This window comes from Hoeflea sp. BAL378, assembly GCF_000759435.1.
In the GTDB taxonomy this organism is placed as follows: Bacteria; Pseudomonadota; Alphaproteobacteria; order Rhizobiales; family Rhizobiaceae; genus Hoeflea.
The window spans coordinates 14,476-32,688 of the sequence record NZ_JRJG01000036.1 but is presented as its reverse complement, the minus strand read 5'-3'; the positions used below and the strand labels follow the sequence as shown (position 1 = coordinate 32,688).

Genomic DNA, 18,213 nt, shown 5'->3' with positions numbered 1-18,213 from the left:
CGCCCCCGCCGATATAGACGCCCTGGGTCAGCGTCACGTTGGCGCGGGCGAAATGACCGGCGCCCGCGCACAGGATCGCCCGCGTCGGCGCGTCGGCGCCCACCAGCGCCAGCAGCCCAGGGCTCACCAGCTCCGGCGCAAGCTGCGCGAGCACTTCCGGCGTCAGCACGCCCTCGGTCATCTGGGTCGCCGCCGTGGGCGCCAGGCAGTTGACGCGGATGCCGTATTTCTCGCCTTCCAGCGACAGGGTCTGCATCAGGCCGACCAATGCCATCTTGGCGGCGCCGTAGTTGGACTGGCCGAAATTGCCGTAGAGCCCGGAGGACGACGTGGTCATGACGATGCGGCCATGGGCCTGCTTGCGCATGATCTCCCAGACCGCCTTGGAGCAGATCACCGCCCCCATCAGGTGGACATCGACCACGGCACGGAAATCGGCGATCTCCATCTTGGCAAAGCTCTTGTCGCGCAGGATGCCGGCATTGTTGATCAGGATGTCGATCCGGCCCCATTCGGCCATGGTCCGGTCGATCATGGCGGCAACCGCGGCCTCGTCGGTGACGGAGGCGGCAACCCCGATCGCCTCTCCGCCCGCAGCCCTGATCTCCGCGGCGACGCGCTCGGCGTTCTCGGCGTTCATGTCGTTGACGACGACCCGGGCGCCCTGCCGGGCGAGCAGCAGCGCATGGCATCTGCCCAGCCCCCCGCCGGCTCCGGTGACGATTGCGGTGCGATCCTTCAGCTTCATTCCTGTCTCCTTTGTTGAGCGGGTGCGCTCAGTGTCCTACGCGATCAAGCGTGAATTCCTTGACGAGCCCCGGCCGCGGCGCCGCGCGGGCGCCGCTCCGCCTGCGCGGACCAGAACCCCGACGCAGCGGCAAGGTCAAGCGCCGCCATACAGCTTTTTCAGGCGCAGCTTGTCGATCTTGCCGGTGGCCGCCCGCGGCATGTCCTCGAGCCTTATGACCGCGTCGGGCACCCACCAGGAGGCGACCCGGCCGGTAAGCGCGGCCAGCAGCGCCTCGTCGCCGATCGCCTGGTCCTTGCGGACCGTCACCAGCAGCACCGGCCGCTCGCCCCATTTCGCATCGGCCCGGCCGATGACGGCCGCCAGCGAGATCTCGGGCAGCGCACCGATGATGGCCTCGATTTCGGCGGGGTTGATCCATTCGCCGCCCGACTTGATGAGATCCTTGGCCCGGCCGGTGATGATCAGGTTTCCCTCAGCGTCGATCCGCGCCAGATCGCCGGTGTCGAACCAGCCGTCCGCGTCGGTGGCGGGCTCGCTGTCGCCGAGATAGCGCTCGACCACGGCAGCGCCCTTGACCCGGAGATGGCCTTCCGTGTTTCGCTGCTCTGCGAGCGCCCGGCCTTCGGCGTCGGTCAGGAGCAGGTCGAGGCCCACCGCCGGCCGGCCCGACACCGGGGCGGTCCTGCCGGGGTCGCCCGGCAGCGCCATGGTTCCCGACGGCGACAGTTCGGTCATGCCCCAGCTTGTCTGCACCGTCACGCCCAGCCGGCGCTCGATCCGCTCCATCAGAGCCGGCGCCAGCGGCGCCCCGCCGACGAGGATGCGCTCAAGGCTCGGCACCTCGCCACCATTGGCTTCCAGATGCTCGACCAGCCCGAGCCAGACGGTGGGAACGCCCGCCGCGACCGTCACGCCTTCGGAGACGATCAGCCGCGCCAGGCTCGCGCCATCGGTCCACCGCCCCGGCAGCACCAGCTTTGCGCCGACGGCGGGCGCGGCGAATGGCAGTCCCCAGGCATTGGCGTGAAACATCGGCACCGCGGCCAGCACCGCATCCAGACGGGTGATGCCGAGGACATCGGCCTGCAGCGCCCTGAGAGTGTGGAGATAGCTCGAACGGTGGGTGTAGGTGACGCCCTTGGGCGCGCCGGTGGTGCCGGAGGTGAAGCAGAGTCCCGACGGCGTGGTCTCCTCGAACGCTCCCCAGACGACCGGCTCGCCACCCGCGCCTGCCATCGGTTCGAGCGCCGCCACCGGCAGGGCTTGGTCTTCCGCCGGCCCGACGCCGGCCGCGCCGTCGATCACCAGGATCCGGGTCACGCCAGGCGCATGCGCCGCGATCTGGCCGGCGAGCGGCATGAGATCGACGGCGACGATGAGGATCCGGGCGCCGGACTGGCGCAGCATGGCGCCCGATTGTTCGGCGGTCAGGCGCGGATTGAGCGTGTGGCAGGCAGCCCCCATGCCCATGATGCCGTACCAGGCCTCGAGATGCGCCTGGGTGTTCCAGGCCAGCGTCGCCACCCGGGCCCCGGGCGCGACGCCGAGGCCGGCGAGGATGCGGGAGACGCCCTGCGCCCTCTGCTTCAACCCGGCATAGGAGACGCACGCGACGGCCCCGTCCGGCCCGGCGGTCACCACCTCGGCGTCCTGGTGCCACTTGGCGGCATGGCTGAGAAACCTGTCGAGCGTCAGGCCGAAGGGCTGCATCGCCCCGTCGATAGCAACGCCGCCGTCCGGCACAGGCGCTGCGGCCGACGCCGCGGCCGAGGTCATGTCTTGAGCTGTCACTTGGGTTCTTCCCGCACTCTTTCCTGCTCTTTCGAGCCAAACCGCCGCTTGCGGCGCGGAGATGTCTCACTGGTTGACTTCGAACAGCCCCGCAGCACCCATGCCGCCGCCGATGCACATGGTGACGACCACGTATCTGACGCCGCGACGCCGGCCCTCGATCAGCGCATGGCCCACCAGGCGCGCGCCGGTCATGCCGTAGGGATGGCCGATGGAGATGCCGCCGCCGTTGACGTTGTAGATCTCCGGATCGATGCCGAGGCGATCGCGGCAGTAGAGCGCCTGCACCGCGAAGGCCTCGTTGAGCTCCCAGAGGCCGATGTCGCCGATCTTCAGGCCATGCCGCTCGAGCAGCTTCGGCACCGCATGGACCGGGCCGATGCCCATCTCCTCGGGCGGACAACCGGCCACCGCCATGCCGCGATAGATGCCGAGCGGCCTGAGGCCGCGCCGTTCGGCAAGCTTCGAGTCCATCAGGATGCAGGCCGAGGCGCCGTCGGAGAGCTGGCTGGCATTGCCGGCGGTGATGACGCCGCCCTCGATCACCGGGTTCAGCCCGGCAAGCGACTCGAGCGTCGTCTGCGGCCGGTTGCCCTCGTCCCGGTCGAGCGTCACCTCTTGGCCGGTCACCTCGCCGGTGATCTTGTCCTTGACCATCATCGTCGCGGTGATCGGCACGATCTCGTCGTCGAGGAGGCCTGCGGCCTGGGCCCTGGCGGTGCGGAGCTGGGATTGCAGCGCGTACTCGTCCTGCGCCTGCCGGCTCACGCCGAATTTCTTCGCGACGAATTCGGCCGTCTGCAGCATCGGCATGTAGGCATGCGGCACATGGCCGGTCACGGTCGGATCGGCCTCGGCCTGGACCCAGCGGAAATACTGATCCTGCACGGCGGAGATGTTCTCCTGGCCGCCGGCGGCGACGACATCCATGCCGTCGACCATGATCTGCTTGGCCGCGGTCGCCACCGCCATCAGGCCCGAGGCGCACTGGCGGTCCATGGTCTGCCCGGAGATCGTCACCGGCGAGCCGGCGGCAAAGACGGCGTTGCGGGCGAGGTTCATGCCCGCGGTGCCCGCGCCGAGCACGGTGCCGAGCACGAAATCCTCGATCTCGCCCGGCTCGACGCCCGCCCGCTCGATCGCATGCCTGAGCACATGGCCGGTGAGCGTCGGCGACTTGATGGCGTTCAGGCTGCCGCGATAGGACTTGCCCATCCCGGTGCGGGCGGTGCTGACGATGACTGCTTCTCTCAAGACATTTCTCCTGTGTTTCAGTCGGTCCAATCGGACCTGGCCGGGGCCTTCTACACGGTCAGGCCGCTCGTGACCTCAATGGATTGCAGCATGCAGGATCTTCTCCGCCGTCGCATCCGCGCGGGCAAATTCGGCGACGATGGTGCCGCTCTTGGCGACCAGGATCCGGTCCGACAGGTCGAGGATCTCCGGCAGGTAGGAGGAGATCAGGATCACGCCCGCCCCGCTCTCGGCGAATTGGCGGACGATCTGCCGGATCTCGGCGATGGCGCCCACATCGACGCCGCGGGTGGGCTCGTCGAAGATCACCAGCCTGGGCTCCTGCACCAGGGACTTGGCGATCACCACCTTCTGCTGGTTGCCGCCCGACAGATACAGCACCGACTGGTCCTTGCCGATGGAGCGGATCGACAGCTTGCCCTCCCACTCCCGCGACAGCGCGCGCATCTTCTGAAGCGGCGCAAGCACACGCCGGCGGCCGAACTTGGCGAGCCAGCCGAGCCCGATATTCTCGCTCACATTGAGCGTGTCGAAGAAGCCGTCGAGCTTGCGGTCCTCGCTGACATAGGCGATGCCGTCGGCGACCGCCTGGGCGGGGAGACTGTAGCGCACCTCGCGGCCGTCGAGCCAGATCCGGCCGCCCCCAAAATTGCGCTTGGTGTGGCCCATGATGACCTTGGCGACCTCGCTCCGCCCCGAACCGATCAGGCCGGCGATGCCGGTGATCTGGCCGGGAAAGATCGAGAACGACATGTTGTTGACCATGGCGCCCATGCGGATGTTCTCGACTCTCAGCACCGGCAGCGCCGAGCGCACGGCATGCGGGGCCCTGGGCACGTGCAACCGCTCGTTCAGCTCCTCGCCGATCATGTGGTGAATGAGGCGCTTGCGGTCGAAGGCGGATGCCTCGCCCGTGACCATCAGCCGGCCGTTGCGCAGCACCGAGATCCGGTCGGAATGGTTGAGCGCCTCCTCGAGCGCATGCGAGATGAAGATCATGGCGACGCCGTCGGCCTGCAGGGTCCGCATCAGGTCGAACAGATGGTCGGTCTCCTCGGGCGTCAGCGCCGCCGTCGGCTCGTCGAGGATGATCACGCGGGCCTGGTTCAGCACAGCCCGGGCGATTTCCACCATCTGCCGTTTGGCGGTGGACAGGGTGCCGGCGAGCTGCGACGGGTCGACCTTGAAATTCAGCCGCTGCAGCACCTGCCGGGCCGAATTGCGCACCTTGCGCACCGAGTTGAACGCGCTCTCGCGGCCCAGCACCATGTTCTGCGCCACGGTGAGCTGCGGCACCAGGCTGGTCTCCTGGTAGACCATCGAGATGCCGTGCCGGCTCGCGTCCTTGGGCGCGGAGAACTTCACCACCTCGCCATTGATGCGCAAGGTCCCCGCGCTCGGGGCGATGACGCCGGCGATCAGCTTGCACAGGGTCGACTTGCCGGCGCCATTCTCGCCGGCGAGCGCGTGGATCTCGCCCGGATAGAGCTCGAAATTGGCGTCCTCCAGCGCGTTGATGCCGCCGTAGCTCTTGGTGACGTTTTCGAGGCTGATGATCGGCTGGCGGCTCATGCGGATTCCCTCGCAATCGAGAAGCGGAGGACTTCGCCGCTGGCCCGGCTCACCGCGATCACGTCGCCGTTCCACTCGACGGCATCGCTGATCGCATGGCGTGCGCCGTTGGCGCGGGAATGGGCGGAAGAGGTGGGGATGAAGGCCTTGTCGGTCGCAAGCACGAGGCCGTAGGAAAAGGACGGAGCCCAGGGCTTGATCTCCCCGAACAGCCGCGTGGCGCCGAGCTCGATCGGGAAGTCGTGGCTGAACTCGGGATTGGCGCGGGGCGAGAGCCAGTGACGGGGATCGATCGTGGCCTTCATCTCGGCCACGAATTCCGTCTCGGTCTTGAGAAATTCGATCAGCGGGTCGCGCCGCGACAGGCAGGAGAGGAGATAGCCCGTCCCGGTGGCGCGGATGCGGCCGAGATAGGCCGGAAATCCCGACTGCCGGACCTTGCCCGCGAGATCGACGATGGCCGCGCGTTCGAGCAGGCTGACGATCAGCTCGCCGCCCGCGTCGCGGGCCAGCCCCATCGGGCAATGCAGACCGGCCGCCAATTGCCGCGTCGCGCCGTTACGGCTGATCGCCACCACCTGGCCGCGCCCGGCCTCGTCCCAGGGCGCACGCGACAGGATGTCCTCGCCCGCACGGTAGCCGCTGTCGACAATGGCGATCTCCTCTTCCGAGAGGAACAGGCAGTCGGTCACCGAGGCAAGACCCTCCGGCTGTCCCCAGCCAGCCAGCGCCGATCCCGCCTTGTCACGCACGGCGAAGCTGCCGTCGGCCAGGCCGATGCCGATTGCTCCAGCCGGGCTCGCGCAGAGCGCCGTCACCGGCTGGTCGAAGCTGCACCAGAGCCGGGGCTCGTCCCCCCAGCGGGATATCGCCAGAACCGTGTTGCCCGAGCTCAGGAGCAGGAGGGCGTCATCCACCACGCACAGCGCCTGCGGGGCTTCGACCTTGATGCCCGCGGCATCGTCGATGGTCGTGTTGGGGCCGAGAACGCCCTCCAGGGTCATCGCCGGCGGTGCCTCTCGTCTGGATCTGAAAAACATGACCTAGCCTTTCCCCCAGTAGCTCTGCGGCCCGGTCCAGCGCCGATCCGCGTCGGCGAGCTCGAGCCGGCCGATCTTGTCGTTGGTCACGCCGCCCAGATAGAGCGCGCCCTCGTGCTCGCGCATCGAGGTAATCATGTAGAGCGGCCCGTCCGGCGCATCCCACAGCGCGTCGACGATCCTGCCTGCGCCATCGGTCCTGAGCACGCCACCGATGTTCAGATTGCCGAACAGCCAGTTGGTCGGCGGCACCCGCTTGGTCATTCGCTGCCTCAACCCCGGATATTTCATCGCCTGGTCGAGGATGGCGTTGCGCATGCCCGCCAGCGCGATCCAGTAGCCGCCGTCCGACGAGCGGTTGATGTTGTCGGGATAGCCGGGCAGGCCGTCGAGGAAGACCCGCGGTCCGGCGGCAAGGTCGGCCAGATCGAAGATCAGGATCGAGCAGCCCCAGGTGCTCGCCACCAGAAGATGCCTGCCGTCATGGGTGACGCAGACGCCGTTCGGAAACACCAGGTTGTCGCAGACCGTACGCGTCTTCTTCGTCTTCGGATCGTAGCTCAGCAGCCGGCCGTTGGGCCGCCCCTCGAGCAGGTCGAGGCCCCAGTTGTCGATGTCGTAGCGCTTGGTCGCGTCGGTAAAATAGATCGTGCCGTCGGGGGCGATGTCGAGATCGTCGGCCATGCGGATCGAGGTGTCGTCCTGGACGCTCATGAGGCTGCGCCCGGTCTGGTCGGTCAGCAGTTCGACGGCGCCGTCAAGGGTCACGCGCAGGAGCCCCATGCCGGCGACGCAGGCGACGATCCGGTCCTCGGCGTCGAAGGCGAGGCCGAGCGGACGGCCGCCGATCTTGGCCAGGACGCTGATCTCGGAATGGTCCGGCCCGGAGAGCTTGAGGATCCGCCCGTCGCGGTTGCCGCAATAGAGATTGCCGTCGCGGTCGAGGATGACATCCTCGGGACCGTCGAGGTCTCCCGCGCCGAGGATCCGCGCCTGGGCGAGTTTCGGCGCCTTCTCGTGCGGCATCAGGCCGGCCATGCCTTTGGTGGGCTCGAGCGTGACCTTGACGGGGTCGAGATAGGTCGAGGCCAGAAGGCGGTGCCGGTTCTTGCGGAACTTCACGTCGATCGCCAGGATCACGATGATGATCGCGCCCATGCAGAGCTGGACGAAATCGCCGCGAAACCCCGCATTGATCATCGCATTGTTGAAAAGGTAAATTGTCGCAAACCCGATCAGCACCGGCACCACGGCGCCGCGGCCAGGCACGAACCCGCCGAGACCTACCACCAGCGCGGTCAGCACGAAGAACTCCATCCCGATCCCGGTATCTGAACTGATGCTGTTCTGGCGGGCGGCGAACAGGAAGCCCGACAGGCCGACGATCAGGCCGGTCAGCACGTAGGACAGGAAGATCGTCGCCTTGACGCGGATGCCGCCGTGGCGCGCCGCCTTGCGGTTGCCGCCCACCGCCAGCACGTGCCAGCCGAAGGCCGACTGCCGGAACATGACGAAGATCAGGGTCGCCACGGCGAACAGCACCCAGAAGCCGACCGGCATGGTGAGGATCTTCTCGAAGCCGATCCAGTCCCACAGGTCGTCGATGCGGGCGCTGGTGGAGATCTCCACCATCTGCGCCTGCGAGGACAGCGTGAAGATGCCGCGTACGGTGATCATGGTGGCAAGCGTGGTCAAAAGCGCGCCGCAGCCGATCAGGCCGGCGAGCACGCCGTTGGTGGCGCCGATCAGGGCGCCGCAGGCGAGGCTTGCCGCCAGCACCACGGGCACCGGAAGACCAAGAATGTGAAAGCAGAACAGCGCCACGAAGGCCGACATGGCGAAATTCGAGCCCACCGACAGATCGATCCCGCCGACCGCGACGACGATCAGCATGGCGAGCACGATCAGCCCGCCATCGGCCGAGTACTGCGCGAGATTCCGCAGGTTGGAGGCGACGAAATAGTTCTCCGTGGTCAAGGCGACGCCCACGACCACGCAGACGAAGGCCAGGAAGGGGATCATGCTCTCGACCCAGCCGCTCGACAGGACATCGGCGAGAATGCGCCGCGGCGACAGCATGAACCGCGGGACCGGCTGCTTCGGCAGACTGGAGAACTTGAAATCGGCTGACATGGATACGTCCCATCAAGGAGGACCCGCAGGGCCGGCTACAGCCCTGCGGGAACGAGTGCCTCTGGTTGCCGGTTACATCTTCCAGCAGAGGCCCGGATCGTAGGCGTCGCCGCCCTTGATGATCTTCATCGGCGATTCGACCGACATCATCGCCCCGTCGGCGCCCGAAGCGCCCTGCAGCAGCAGGTCGACCATCGTGCCGGCGTCGCGGCCCTGGCCGTCGGCGTCGTAGCTCCAGACCCGGTCGAGCACATTGTCCTCGACTGCCTTGCAGGCGACGTCGTCGCCGCCGCCGGTGGCGTAGACCAGCACGCTGTCGGCAAGGCCGGCGTCCTTCACCGCATTGCCCGCGCCCATGGTGTGGACGTCCCAGTGGCCGAAGACGGCGCAGAGGTCCGGGTGCTGCTGCAGCACGGTGGCGGTGATCTGGCGCGCCTTCTCCGGCTCCCAGTCCGACGCCTGGTTGGAGACGACCTCGATCTCCTTGTGCGCCTCGAACACCTTGAAAGCGGCCTCGTTCATGATGACGCTGTCGGCCGCAGTCAACTGGCCGGGCACGATCGACACCTTGCCGGACTTGCCGCTGCCCTCGCCGCATTCCTTGACGATGTCCTCGGCGATCTCCCGGCCGATGCGCTCCCAGTTGGCGCCGACGAAAGCCGCCGACGGCTGGTTCGATTGCAGGTTGATCTGCAGCACCTTGATGCCTTCGGACTCGGCCTGCTTGATCTGGCGCGCCAGGAGCTGCACGGTCGGATTGTGCACCACCAGCACGTCGGGCTTCTCGCTGATCGCCTTGGCGAGCAGCTCCGCCATCGCGCCGGTGTTGAAGGCCGCGTCGCGAACGTCGATCGTGTAGCCGTGCATGTCGGCATGTTCGCGCATCCGCCGCGCCCAGCCCTCGGTCAGGGAAATTCCCATCGCGATGGGCACGAAGACGACCTTCTTGCCCGAAATGTCGGTGTCGGCGGATGCCTGCGTGCCGGATGCAAGCAGGACGCCGGCTCCGATCATGAGTCCATGCGCGGCACTGCGGATCTTGTTTCCCAATTTAATCACCATAGTCTCCTCCATTGGTGGTTCGGTCGTGTCAGAGATCGCCGACGGCGTCGGTTTCCGTGTCCCTGGGGTTGAGATAATTGTCTGCGACGATCGCAACCATCAGCACGAGCCCCTTGAGCACGTCCTGGGTCTGGGATGTGAAATTCATGAGCGTCATGCCGTTGCGCAGCACCGCGATCAGCGCCACGCCGATGACGATGTTCCAGACGCCCCCGCGGCCGCCGCGCAGCGGGATGCCGCCGAGCACCACGACGAGGACGACCTCGAACAGCAGCGTGCCGTTGGTGACCGTGCGGAAATCGACCGCGCCGCTCGCCGCCGAGGTCACCAGCCCGGCGCAGAGCGCCATCATCGCCGCGAAGACATAGACGACGATGGTCGTGGTGCGCACGGGCAGGCCGGTCAGGCGCGCCGCCTGGAAATTGTCGCCCATCGCGTAGATCGTCCGGCCCGCCGCCGTCCCCCGCAGCAGGACCCAGGTGACGATCAGCGCCGCCACCATCAGCGCGACCGGCGTCGGCAGGCCCGGCACGATGTCGCCCGACAGGAAGATCACCGCCGGATTGTCCTTCGACAGCAGCAGCAGGAACTCGCCGCGCAGGATGGCGAAGCGGAAAAACCCGGTGACGGCCATGGCCGAGGCGAGCGTCGCCAGCATCGCCGGGATCTCGACATAGGCGATCAGCCAGGCGTTCGCCAGGCCCACCATCGCCATCGCCGCGACGGTCAGCACAAGCGCGGTGACGACCGGTATGTCGGCATTGATGAAGATGCTGAAGGTGGTCGCGCCGGCGACCATCACGGCGATCAGCGACAGGTCCAGCCCGCGCGAGATGATGACCACGGCCATGCCGCACCCCAGGATCACCAGCGACGCCGAGTTCGACAGGATGATCTCGAGGTTGCCGGGTGTGGCGAAGCCATCGACGGCGATGGAAAAGGCCGCCACCAGCGCCACGGTGACCGCCATCACCACGATTTCGAGCAGCCTGCCCTTACGCTTGCTTGTCCTGAGCATCGAGAGAATCTCAGCCATTGAGCCCGATCTCCCTTCCGGCCCGGCCGGTCTGGCCGCCGCCCTCGATCTGAAGGATCTCCCGGGCTTCCTCCGGGCTTGCGATTTCGAAGGACAGCTCCTCTAGGATCCTGCGGATCTTGAGCACCTGCGCGGCGCTCGAGGCCGCGAGCAGGCCCTTGCCCAGGAACAGGCTGTCGCCGAGGCCGACGCGGACGTGTCCGCCCATGATGGCGCCCATGGTCGCCAGCGGGATCTGGTGGCGGCCGGCGGCCTGCACCGAGAATTCATAGGCGCCGCGGCCGAACAGCCGGTCCGCCGTGCTGCGGATCAGGAACAGGTTCTCGGGATCCGCATTGAGGCCTCCGGCGATGCCGAGACTGCATTGCAGGAACAGCGGCCCCTTGATCAGCCCCTCGTCGACCAGTTGCGCCAGATTGTGGAGGTGGCCGAGATCATGGCAGGCGAAGGCGTAGCGCGGATCGTGTCCGTCGCCGAACCGGGCAAGGGCGGATTTGATGTCGCGGAAGCTGTTCCTCAGAACCCCGTCTTCCGAGGCCTCGAGATAGGGTTTTTCCCAGGCGAACTTCCAGTCGGAGACGCCGCGCGCGGCCCGGCTGAAACAGTAATTCACCGATCCCATGTCGATCGAGCAGAAATCGGGGGTCACGGCGCGCGGGAACCGGGCGCCGTCGCGCGGCGCCGGGATCTCGATCAGGGCGTCGGTCTCGGCGGCGATCCCGGGAAGGACCAGGTCGAACACGGCCGGATCGTCGGTCGGGCTGCCGTCGGAGGGATTGCGTGCATGAAGATGCAGGATCGAGGCGCCGGCGCGCGCGGCTTCGACCGCCTGCCTGGTGATCTGGTCGGGCGTGAACGGCAGGCTGTCGGACATCGACGGGGTGTGGACCCGGCCGGTCACCGCGCAGGAAATGATCACCTTGCGCCGGACGGGCTTCATCGGCCGCGCTCCCGCGCGGCGGTCGATCCGCTGTGACGTGTCTGCGCGGCCGCGAATGCACCGCCTTGCCCGGAATGTCGCATCGTCCTCCCCCGCCGCGCTCTCCCTGCGCGAATGGGTCGACACTAGTCCGGGCATTCAAAGCCGTATATGTGCTTTACCTACAGTCGATGTGCTATTTTATGTCAGCTATATATACTGGATCGGCAGCACGGGACCGGCATCCGGGTCACCGCCCCGGGTCAGCATGGGAGAGACGCTTGGAGACCGAGGCCCTGACGGCGGTGCTGGACATCCTCCAGAAGATCAACCGCGAGGAGGACGAGGCCGGCATCGTGGCGGCGGTGGACAGGCTCGCGAGGCTTGCGCCGCCCGCGATGCGGTCCGAGGACCTGCATCATCTGCAATCGACGATCCTACAGATCAGCCAGTCGCGTCGCGAAACGGTGCTGTCCGAAAACGGACTCAGCCTTCTCATCGAAACAACCCATGACCTGTCCAAAACCCTGGAACTGCCGAGCCTGTTCCGGACCATCGTCTCCAGGGCCCGCAGCCTTGTCGGCGCCAATCTCGCCTGGGTGACGATCCTCGACGAGGACAGCGGCCTGTTCCGCTCGGTCGCCTCGGAAGGATATCTCTCGCCCTCTGCCGCCGTCATGACCAGCAATTTCGAATATGGCGCGGTCAGCCTGATCATGCAGTCGAAGAGCTTCTTCGACACCCAGGACTATCTCAACGACACCCGCTTCAAGCACCTGCCCGAGCTCGACCGGGCCTTCCGCATCGAGAACATCGTCTCGCTGGCGGGGTTCCCGATCATGGCCGACGGCGAGGTCCACGGCTTCCTGTTCGTGGCCGACCGCTACGCCCGCAAGCTGAGCGGACGCAACATGTCGGTGCTCGGCTCCTTCGCGCTGCATGCCGGCGTGGCGATGCGCAACGCCAACGCGTTCCGGCTGCTGTCGGAAGCGCTGGCCGAGGCGCAGCGCAACCGCAATGCGCTGATCGAACACATCCAGCGGGTCGAGGCGTCGGCGGCGGTCCACGACGAGATGACGTCGCTGCTCGCCGCCGGCGGCGAGATGCAGAAATTCCTGCAGCGGATGGCCAACCAGATCTCAGGCGCCATCTTCCTGTTCGACGACGAGCTCAGGATCCGCGACGAATATGTCGCGAGCGCCTATCGCGGCCGCTTCGCCGCCGACCTCAAATCCGGCGAGTTCGAGACCACGCCGCTGATCCGCTCGACCTCACAGTCGCGGCACACCGGCCGGTCGGTGGTCATGCACGCCGCGGCCGAGGAACAGTGCCGCGTGATCGCGCTGCACGGCTGGATCGGCAGCGGCGAGTGCCTGGTCGTCTGCCATCAGGGCGAACTCGACGCCATCGAGATCCGCAACCTTGAGCGCAGCGCCGTCGCCCTGTCGATCGCCAAGCTGTGGAACGAAAAGCGGGAAACCGAGAAGCTGATCGCCTCGTCGACGCTGCTGCGGCATCTGGTCGCCGTCACGCCCGCCGACCCCTCGACGGTCTCGGCCGTCCGCGACCGGCTGGGCCTTTCGTCCGACGAGCCGGTCATGCTGGCGCTGATCGCCGTCCCCCGGCACGACCGGGTCGCGCACTCGGCCGCCATCCAGGACTGCGCGTCGCGAACCAACGTGCTGGTCGACCTCCTGGACGACGCCTATGTGGGGCTGGGCTCAGAGGGCGCGCTGCGCGCCTTCCTGCAGCAGCTTGCAAGGACCACGAAAGGCTGGAAGCCGGGCGGCGTGCTGTCGGATCCGTTCCCCGAGCTGACGGCCGCCTCGGCCCGCTACGGGCAGATGAGCAGGGCGCTCACGGTGATGATGAAGATGAAGCCGCTCGACCGTTTCATCGCCCAGTCCGAGATCAATTTCTTCGCCCGGATCTTCGAGACCGGTGATCCGGCGAGCCTGGCGCGATACATGGAGCAGATGCTCCGCCCGATCGACGCACGCGGGCCGCGGCAGGCGGCGGAGCTGAAAAAGACGCTGCTGTGCTATCTCGAGGGCCAGTACAACATCAGGCGCGCCGCCGACACTCTCGGCGTCCACATCAACACGGTCCGCCAGCGGCTCGACACGCTAAGGCAGATCACCGGCGGCTGGGACGACCCGGTCCGCGCGCTGGAGCTGCACATCGCGCTGCGCCTGGCCCATCTGCTCGAGACCGGCCCCGACGAAGCCGCGCCTCCCGCCCGCTGACGCCGGCGCGGGGCGGAAGCCGTGGCTGAAGCTGCTCGACAGGCTCGAGCCGCCTGCCTCTCGCATCGTGCTCAAGACGAAACCGTCCCAGCCTGGCCGACGGCGAGGAGGCCGTTGGGCCGTCCGCCCCGGCGCAAATTCCTATGGGATTCCTATTTTGTTGGGGGCTCGCCTGTCTCGAACCTTTACGCGGCGTCGTGGCATGGTTGCGTCAGGTGCCAGGCCGGCCCGATCCTGCGAATGCCCGAGGCGTCGCAGACCGGGCTAAGGGCGCGGCGGCACGGGACGTGGCGCCGCCGGCGCCCCAACAGACGAGGTGCGACATGTTTTTCGACTATGCCCTGGGCGGCGCCGTGACGCTGTTCATCACCGCCTATCTTCTCATCGCGCTGCTGCGCCCGGAACGGTTCTGACCGGCCGGGCGGGGTGTCCGGCCGCGCCGTTCGCCGGCGCCCTCAGCGCCTCTCCGCGGCCCTGCCAGCGCCGCGAGCCTTTGTTTCGTCCTCAACGGGAGCCATCCATGAGCCAGTCCCCCTCCGCGAGCCTGTTCGACGGCCGCATTCTCATCCCCGCCCTTTCCGGCGCGGTCCGGAAGCTCAATCCCCGCACGCTGGCGCAGAACCCGGTGATGTTCGTCGTCGCCGTCGTCTCGGTGCTGACGACCGTGCTTTTCTTCAAGGACGCCGCCACCGGCGCGGGCAATCTCGGCTTTTCCTTCCAGATCCTTCTCTGGCTCTGGTTCACGCTGCTGTTTGCCAACTTCGCCGAAGCTGTCGCCGAAGGGCGCGGCAAGGCGCAGGCCGAATCGCTGCGCCGCTCGCGCAGCGAGACCCAGGCGCGGCTGCTCGCCGATCCGGACAGCCGCGCCGTCACGCTTGTGCCCGGCACGAGCCTGAAGGTGGGCGACGTGGTGCTGGTCGAGGCAGGCGAGATCATTCCCTCGGACGGCGAGATCGTCGAGGGCATCGCCTCGGTCAACGAAGCGGCGATCACCGGGGAGTCGGCGCCGGTGATCCGCGAATCGGGCGGCGACCGCTCGGCCGTGACCGGCGGCACCCAGGTGCTGTCGGACTGGATCAAGGTCCGGATCACGGCCGCCGCAGGGTCGACCTTCATCGACCGGATGATCGCGCTGGTCGAGGGCGCCGAACGGCAGAAGACCCCCAACGAGATCGCGCTCAACGTGCTGCTTGCGGGCCTCACGCTGATCTTCGTGCTGGCAACCGCGACGATCCCGGCGTTTGCGGCCTATGCCGGCGGCTCGATCCCGGTGATCGTGCTGGTGGCGCTGTTCGTGACGCTGATCCCGACCACGATCGGGGCGCTGCTCTCGGCCATCGGCATCGCCGGCATGGACCGGCTGGTGCGCTTCAACGTGCTCGCCATGTCGGGCCGCGCCGTGGAAGCGGCGGGCGACGTCGACACGCTGCTCTTGGACAAGACCGGCACGATCACCCTCGGCAACCGCCAGGCGACCGAGTTCCGGCCAGTCAAGGGCGTGAGCGAACAGGAACTCGCCGACGCGGCGCAACTGGCCTCGCTTGCCGACGAGACGCCCGAGGGCCGCTCGATCGTCGTGCTGGCCAAGGAAAACTACGGCATCCGCGGCCGCGACATGCAGTCGCTGCATGCGCATTTCGTACCCTTCACCGCACAGAGCCGCATGAGCGGCGTCGACTTCGAGGGCTCCTCAATCCGCAAGGGCGCCGTCGATGCGGTGCTCCGCCATGTCGAGCAGGCGGCGGCGGTAGGCGGCTCCACCCGCGCCAGTGCGGACAGCAAGCGGGACCTCGAGGCGATTGCCAGCGACATCGCCAAGTCGGGGGGCACGCCGCTCGCCGTGGTCAAGGACGGCAGGCTACTGGGCGTTATCCATCTCAAGGACATCGTCAAGGGCGGCATCCGCGAGCGCTTTTCCGAGCTGCGGCGCATGGGCATCCGCACGGTGATGATCACGGGCGACAATCCGATGACGGCGGCGGCGATCGCCGCCGAAGCGGGCGTCGACGATTTCCTCGCCGAGGCGACGCCTGAGAACAAGCTGCAGCTCATCCGCCAGGAACAGGCCAAGGGCAAGCTCGTGGCCATGTGCGGCGACGGCACCAATGACGCGCCGGCGCTCGCCCAGGCCGATGTCGGCGTGGCGATGAACACCGGCACGGTGGCGGCGCGGGAGGCCGGCAACATGGTGGATCTCGATTCCGACCCGACCAAGCTCATCGAGATCGTCGAGATCGGCAAGCAGCTCCTGATGACGCGCGGCGCGCTGACGACCTTCTCGATCTCCAATGACGTCGCCAAATACTTCGCCATCGTACCGGCGATGTTCATCGGACTCTACCCCGGGCTGGGCGCGCTCAACATCATGGGGCTGGCTACGCCCGAGAGCGCCATCCTGTCGGCCATTATCTTCAACGCGCTCATCATCATCGCGCTCATCCCGCTGTCGCTCAGGGGCGTGGCCTACAAGGCGATCGGCGCGGACGGGCTGCTGCGGCGCAACCTTCTCATCTACGGGCTTGGCGGCCTGATCGCGCCGTTCATAGGCATCAAGGCGATCGACCTCGCCGTCACCGCCCTCGGCCTCGCCTGATCACAGGAGTTCACGACATGACGTATCTCTATTTCCTTCTCGGCCTGGCGGTGTTCGGGGGTCTCCTGGTGATGACCGCCGGCGCCGACCGGGTCTGATCCTTCAAGCCTGACCGGAGATTTTCCGATGTTGTTATACGCCACACTCTTCGTCGTTCTCGTCGTCGGCGGCACAGCGCTCCTCTCCTGGCCGCTCGGCCGGTACATGAAATGGGCGATGGACCCCGCCGATCCCTCGTCCGGCCTTGCCGGCTGGCAGACCCGCGCCTTCAGGGCCGTGGGCGGTCCGCTGACCGCACCGGACCAGGACTGGAAGCGCTACATGGTCGCCATGCTCGCCTTCAACGGGGTGATGTTCACGATCACCTTCGCCCTGCTGGCGCTGCAGCAGCATCTGCCGCTCAATCCCGATGGCAAGCAGGCGCTCGAGGGCAGCCTGATCTTCAACACGGCGGCGTCGTTCACCTCGAACACCAATCTGCAGCACTATTCGGGCGAGGTGTCGCTGAGCTACCTGTCGCAGCTCGGCGGGCTGATGTGGTTGCAGTTCGTCTCCGCCGCCACCGGCATCGCGGCGCTTGCCGCGCTCGCCCGCGGGCTTGCCGGCCGGCCGCTCGGCAATTTCTTCATCGACGTGCAGCGCGCCTGCTTCCTCGTGCTGCTGCCGCTGGCCTTCGCGCTGGCGATCCTGCTGGTGCTCGGCGGGGTGCCGATGACGTTCGACGGCAGCGCCATCGCCACCACGCTCGAAGGCGTGCAGCAAACCATTGCGCGGGGCCCGGTCGCGGCCTTTGTCGCCATCAAGCAGCTCGGCACCAATGGCGGCGGCTTTTTCGGCCCCAATTCGACCCATCCGCTGGAGAACCCGACCTTCTGGACCAACATCGTCCAGATGATCGCCATCGTGCTGGTGCCGATGGCCTGCGTCTGGATGTTCGGGCGGATCATCGGCCGCATGCGCCATGCCGGCGTGATCTTCGCGGTGATGCTGGCCTTCCTCGCCGTCAAGATCACCGGCGCCGTCTATTTCGAGAGCGCCCCCACCCAGGCCTTCGCCCATCTGCCGATCGACCAGGCCGTGGGCAATCTCGAGGGCAAGGAAATGCGTTTCGGCCCGGCCTCAGGCCCGCTCTGGTCGGTGCTGACCACCTCGACCTCGAACGGTTCGGTCGGCGCGATGCATGACAGCCTCAACCCGCTGACCGGGCTGATGCCGATGGTCGGCATGTGGCTCAACGCGACCTTCGGCGGCGTCGGCGTCGGCATGATCAACATGTTCCTCTACATCATCCTGGGCGTGTTCATCGCCGGCATGATGATCGGCCGCACGCCGGACTATCTGGGCTGGCGGGTGGAATCGCGGGAGGTGAAGCTTGCGGTGTTCGCCCTGCTCGCGCACGGCCTGTTCATCCTGGGCGGCACGGCGCTGTTTGCGGCGACCCCATGGGGCGTTGACACGCTCGCCAATGCCGGGCCGCACGGCTTCTCGGAAATCCTCTACGAGTTCTCCTCCGCCAGCGCCAACAACGGCTCGGGCTTCGAGGGACTCGGCGACAACACCGCGCCGTGGAACATCGCCACCGGCATCATCATGCTGCTGGCGCGCTTCATCCCGATCCTGCTGCCGCTCGCCATCGTCGGCTCGCTGTCGTCCAAGCGCCGCAGCGCCGAATCGGGCGGCACGCTCTCGGTCGAGGGCGGGGTCTTCGCCACCATGCTCGCCGCCACCATCCTGGTTGTCGGCGCGCTCACCTTCTTCCCGGCGGCGACGCTCGGCCCGATCGCCGAACACGTCACCTACATGAACTGACCGGAGG

13 protein-coding genes are annotated in these 18,213 nt (G+C 67.3%); 4 read left to right on the top strand and 9 right to left on the bottom strand.

What is annotated here, in order from left to right; genetic code table 11:
* The 9 genes from LL06_RS09750 to LL06_RS09710 form a co-directional block, all read right to left on the bottom strand.
* Positions 1 to 748 (bottom strand): SDR family NAD(P)-dependent oxidoreductase (locus LL06_RS09750; protein ID WP_035525563.1); only part of this gene is annotated, 748 nt, incomplete at its 3' end.
* Positions 749 to 883: 135 nt separating this feature from the next.
* Complete coding sequence (locus LL06_RS09745; RefSeq protein WP_201772321.1) at positions 884 to 2,542, bottom strand: AMP-binding protein; 1,659 nt, start codon at positions 2,540 to 2,542, stop codon at positions 884 to 886.
* A gap of 66 nt (positions 2,543 to 2,608) precedes the next feature.
* Positions 2,609 to 3,796 carry an acetyl-CoA C-acyltransferase gene (locus tag LL06_RS09740; protein ID WP_035525561.1) on the bottom strand — a complete coding sequence of 396 codons (1,188 nt, stop codon included), beginning with the start codon at positions 3,794 to 3,796 and terminating at the stop codon, positions 2,609 to 2,611.
* A 75-nt stretch (positions 3,797 to 3,871) separates the two neighbouring features.
* Positions 3,872 to 5,368 (bottom strand): sugar ABC transporter ATP-binding protein, encoded by a 1,497-nt coding sequence (locus LL06_RS09735; protein ID WP_035525559.1) that lies wholly within the window; start codon positions 5,366 to 5,368, stop codon positions 3,872 to 3,874.
* The gene (locus LL06_RS09730) at positions 5,365 to 6,372 is read right to left on the bottom strand and encodes a hypothetical protein (RefSeq protein ID WP_035525557.1); all 1,008 of its coding nucleotides are present in this window, start codon (positions 6,370 to 6,372) and stop codon (positions 5,365 to 5,367) included. Before LL06_RS09730 ends, LL06_RS09735 begins: the two co-directional genes overlap by 4 nt.
* A gap of 39 nt (positions 6,373 to 6,411) precedes the next feature.
* Complete coding sequence (locus LL06_RS09725; RefSeq protein ID WP_035525555.1) at positions 6,412 to 8,541, bottom strand: SMP-30/gluconolactonase/LRE family protein; 2,130 nt, start codon at positions 8,539 to 8,541, stop codon at positions 6,412 to 6,414.
* Positions 8,542 to 8,613: 72 nt separating this feature from the next.
* Complete coding sequence (locus LL06_RS09720; RefSeq protein ID WP_161784959.1) at positions 8,614 to 9,555, bottom strand: sugar ABC transporter substrate-binding protein; 942 nt, start codon at positions 9,553 to 9,555, stop codon at positions 8,614 to 8,616.
* Positions 9,556 to 9,631: 76 nt separating this feature from the next.
* Positions 9,632 to 10,639, bottom strand: a complete 1,008-nt coding sequence (locus LL06_RS09715) for an ABC transporter permease (RefSeq protein WP_052161365.1) — start codon at positions 10,637 to 10,639, stop codon at positions 9,632 to 9,634.
* Positions 10,632 to 11,579 (bottom strand): 3-keto-5-aminohexanoate cleavage protein, encoded by a 948-nt coding sequence (locus tag LL06_RS09710; RefSeq protein WP_052161364.1) that lies wholly within the window; start codon positions 11,577 to 11,579, stop codon positions 10,632 to 10,634. The genes LL06_RS09715 and LL06_RS09710 overlap by 8 nt, the downstream gene beginning before the upstream one ends.
* Before the next feature lie 260 nt (positions 11,580 to 11,839).
* On the opposite strand from LL06_RS09710, the gene LL06_RS09705 reads away from it, so the two are divergent.
* The 4 genes from LL06_RS09705 (at position 11,840) to kdpA (ending at position 18,206) form a co-directional block, all read left to right on the top strand.
* The gene (locus LL06_RS09705; protein ID WP_035525554.1) at positions 11,840 to 13,804 is read left to right on the top strand and encodes a helix-turn-helix domain-containing protein; all 1,965 of its coding nucleotides are present in this window, start codon (positions 11,840 to 11,842) and stop codon (positions 13,802 to 13,804) included.
* Positions 13,805 to 14,127: 323 nt separating this feature from the next.
* Entirely contained in the window at positions 14,128 to 14,217 is a 90-nt protein-coding gene (gene kdpF, locus LL06_RS27280; RefSeq protein WP_035525553.1) for a K(+)-transporting ATPase subunit F, read from the top strand.
* A gap of 107 nt (positions 14,218 to 14,324) precedes the next feature.
* Entirely contained in the window at positions 14,325 to 16,397 is a 2,073-nt protein-coding gene (gene kdpB, locus LL06_RS09695; RefSeq protein ID WP_035525552.1) for a potassium-transporting ATPase subunit KdpB, read from the top strand.
* 126 nt (positions 16,398 to 16,523) lie between these two features.
* A complete protein-coding gene (gene kdpA, locus LL06_RS09690) occupies positions 16,524 to 18,206 on the top strand; it encodes a potassium-transporting ATPase subunit KdpA (RefSeq protein WP_035525551.1) in 1,683 nt (560 codons plus the stop codon).
* The last annotated feature ends 7 nt before the right edge of the window (positions 18,207 to 18,213 follow it).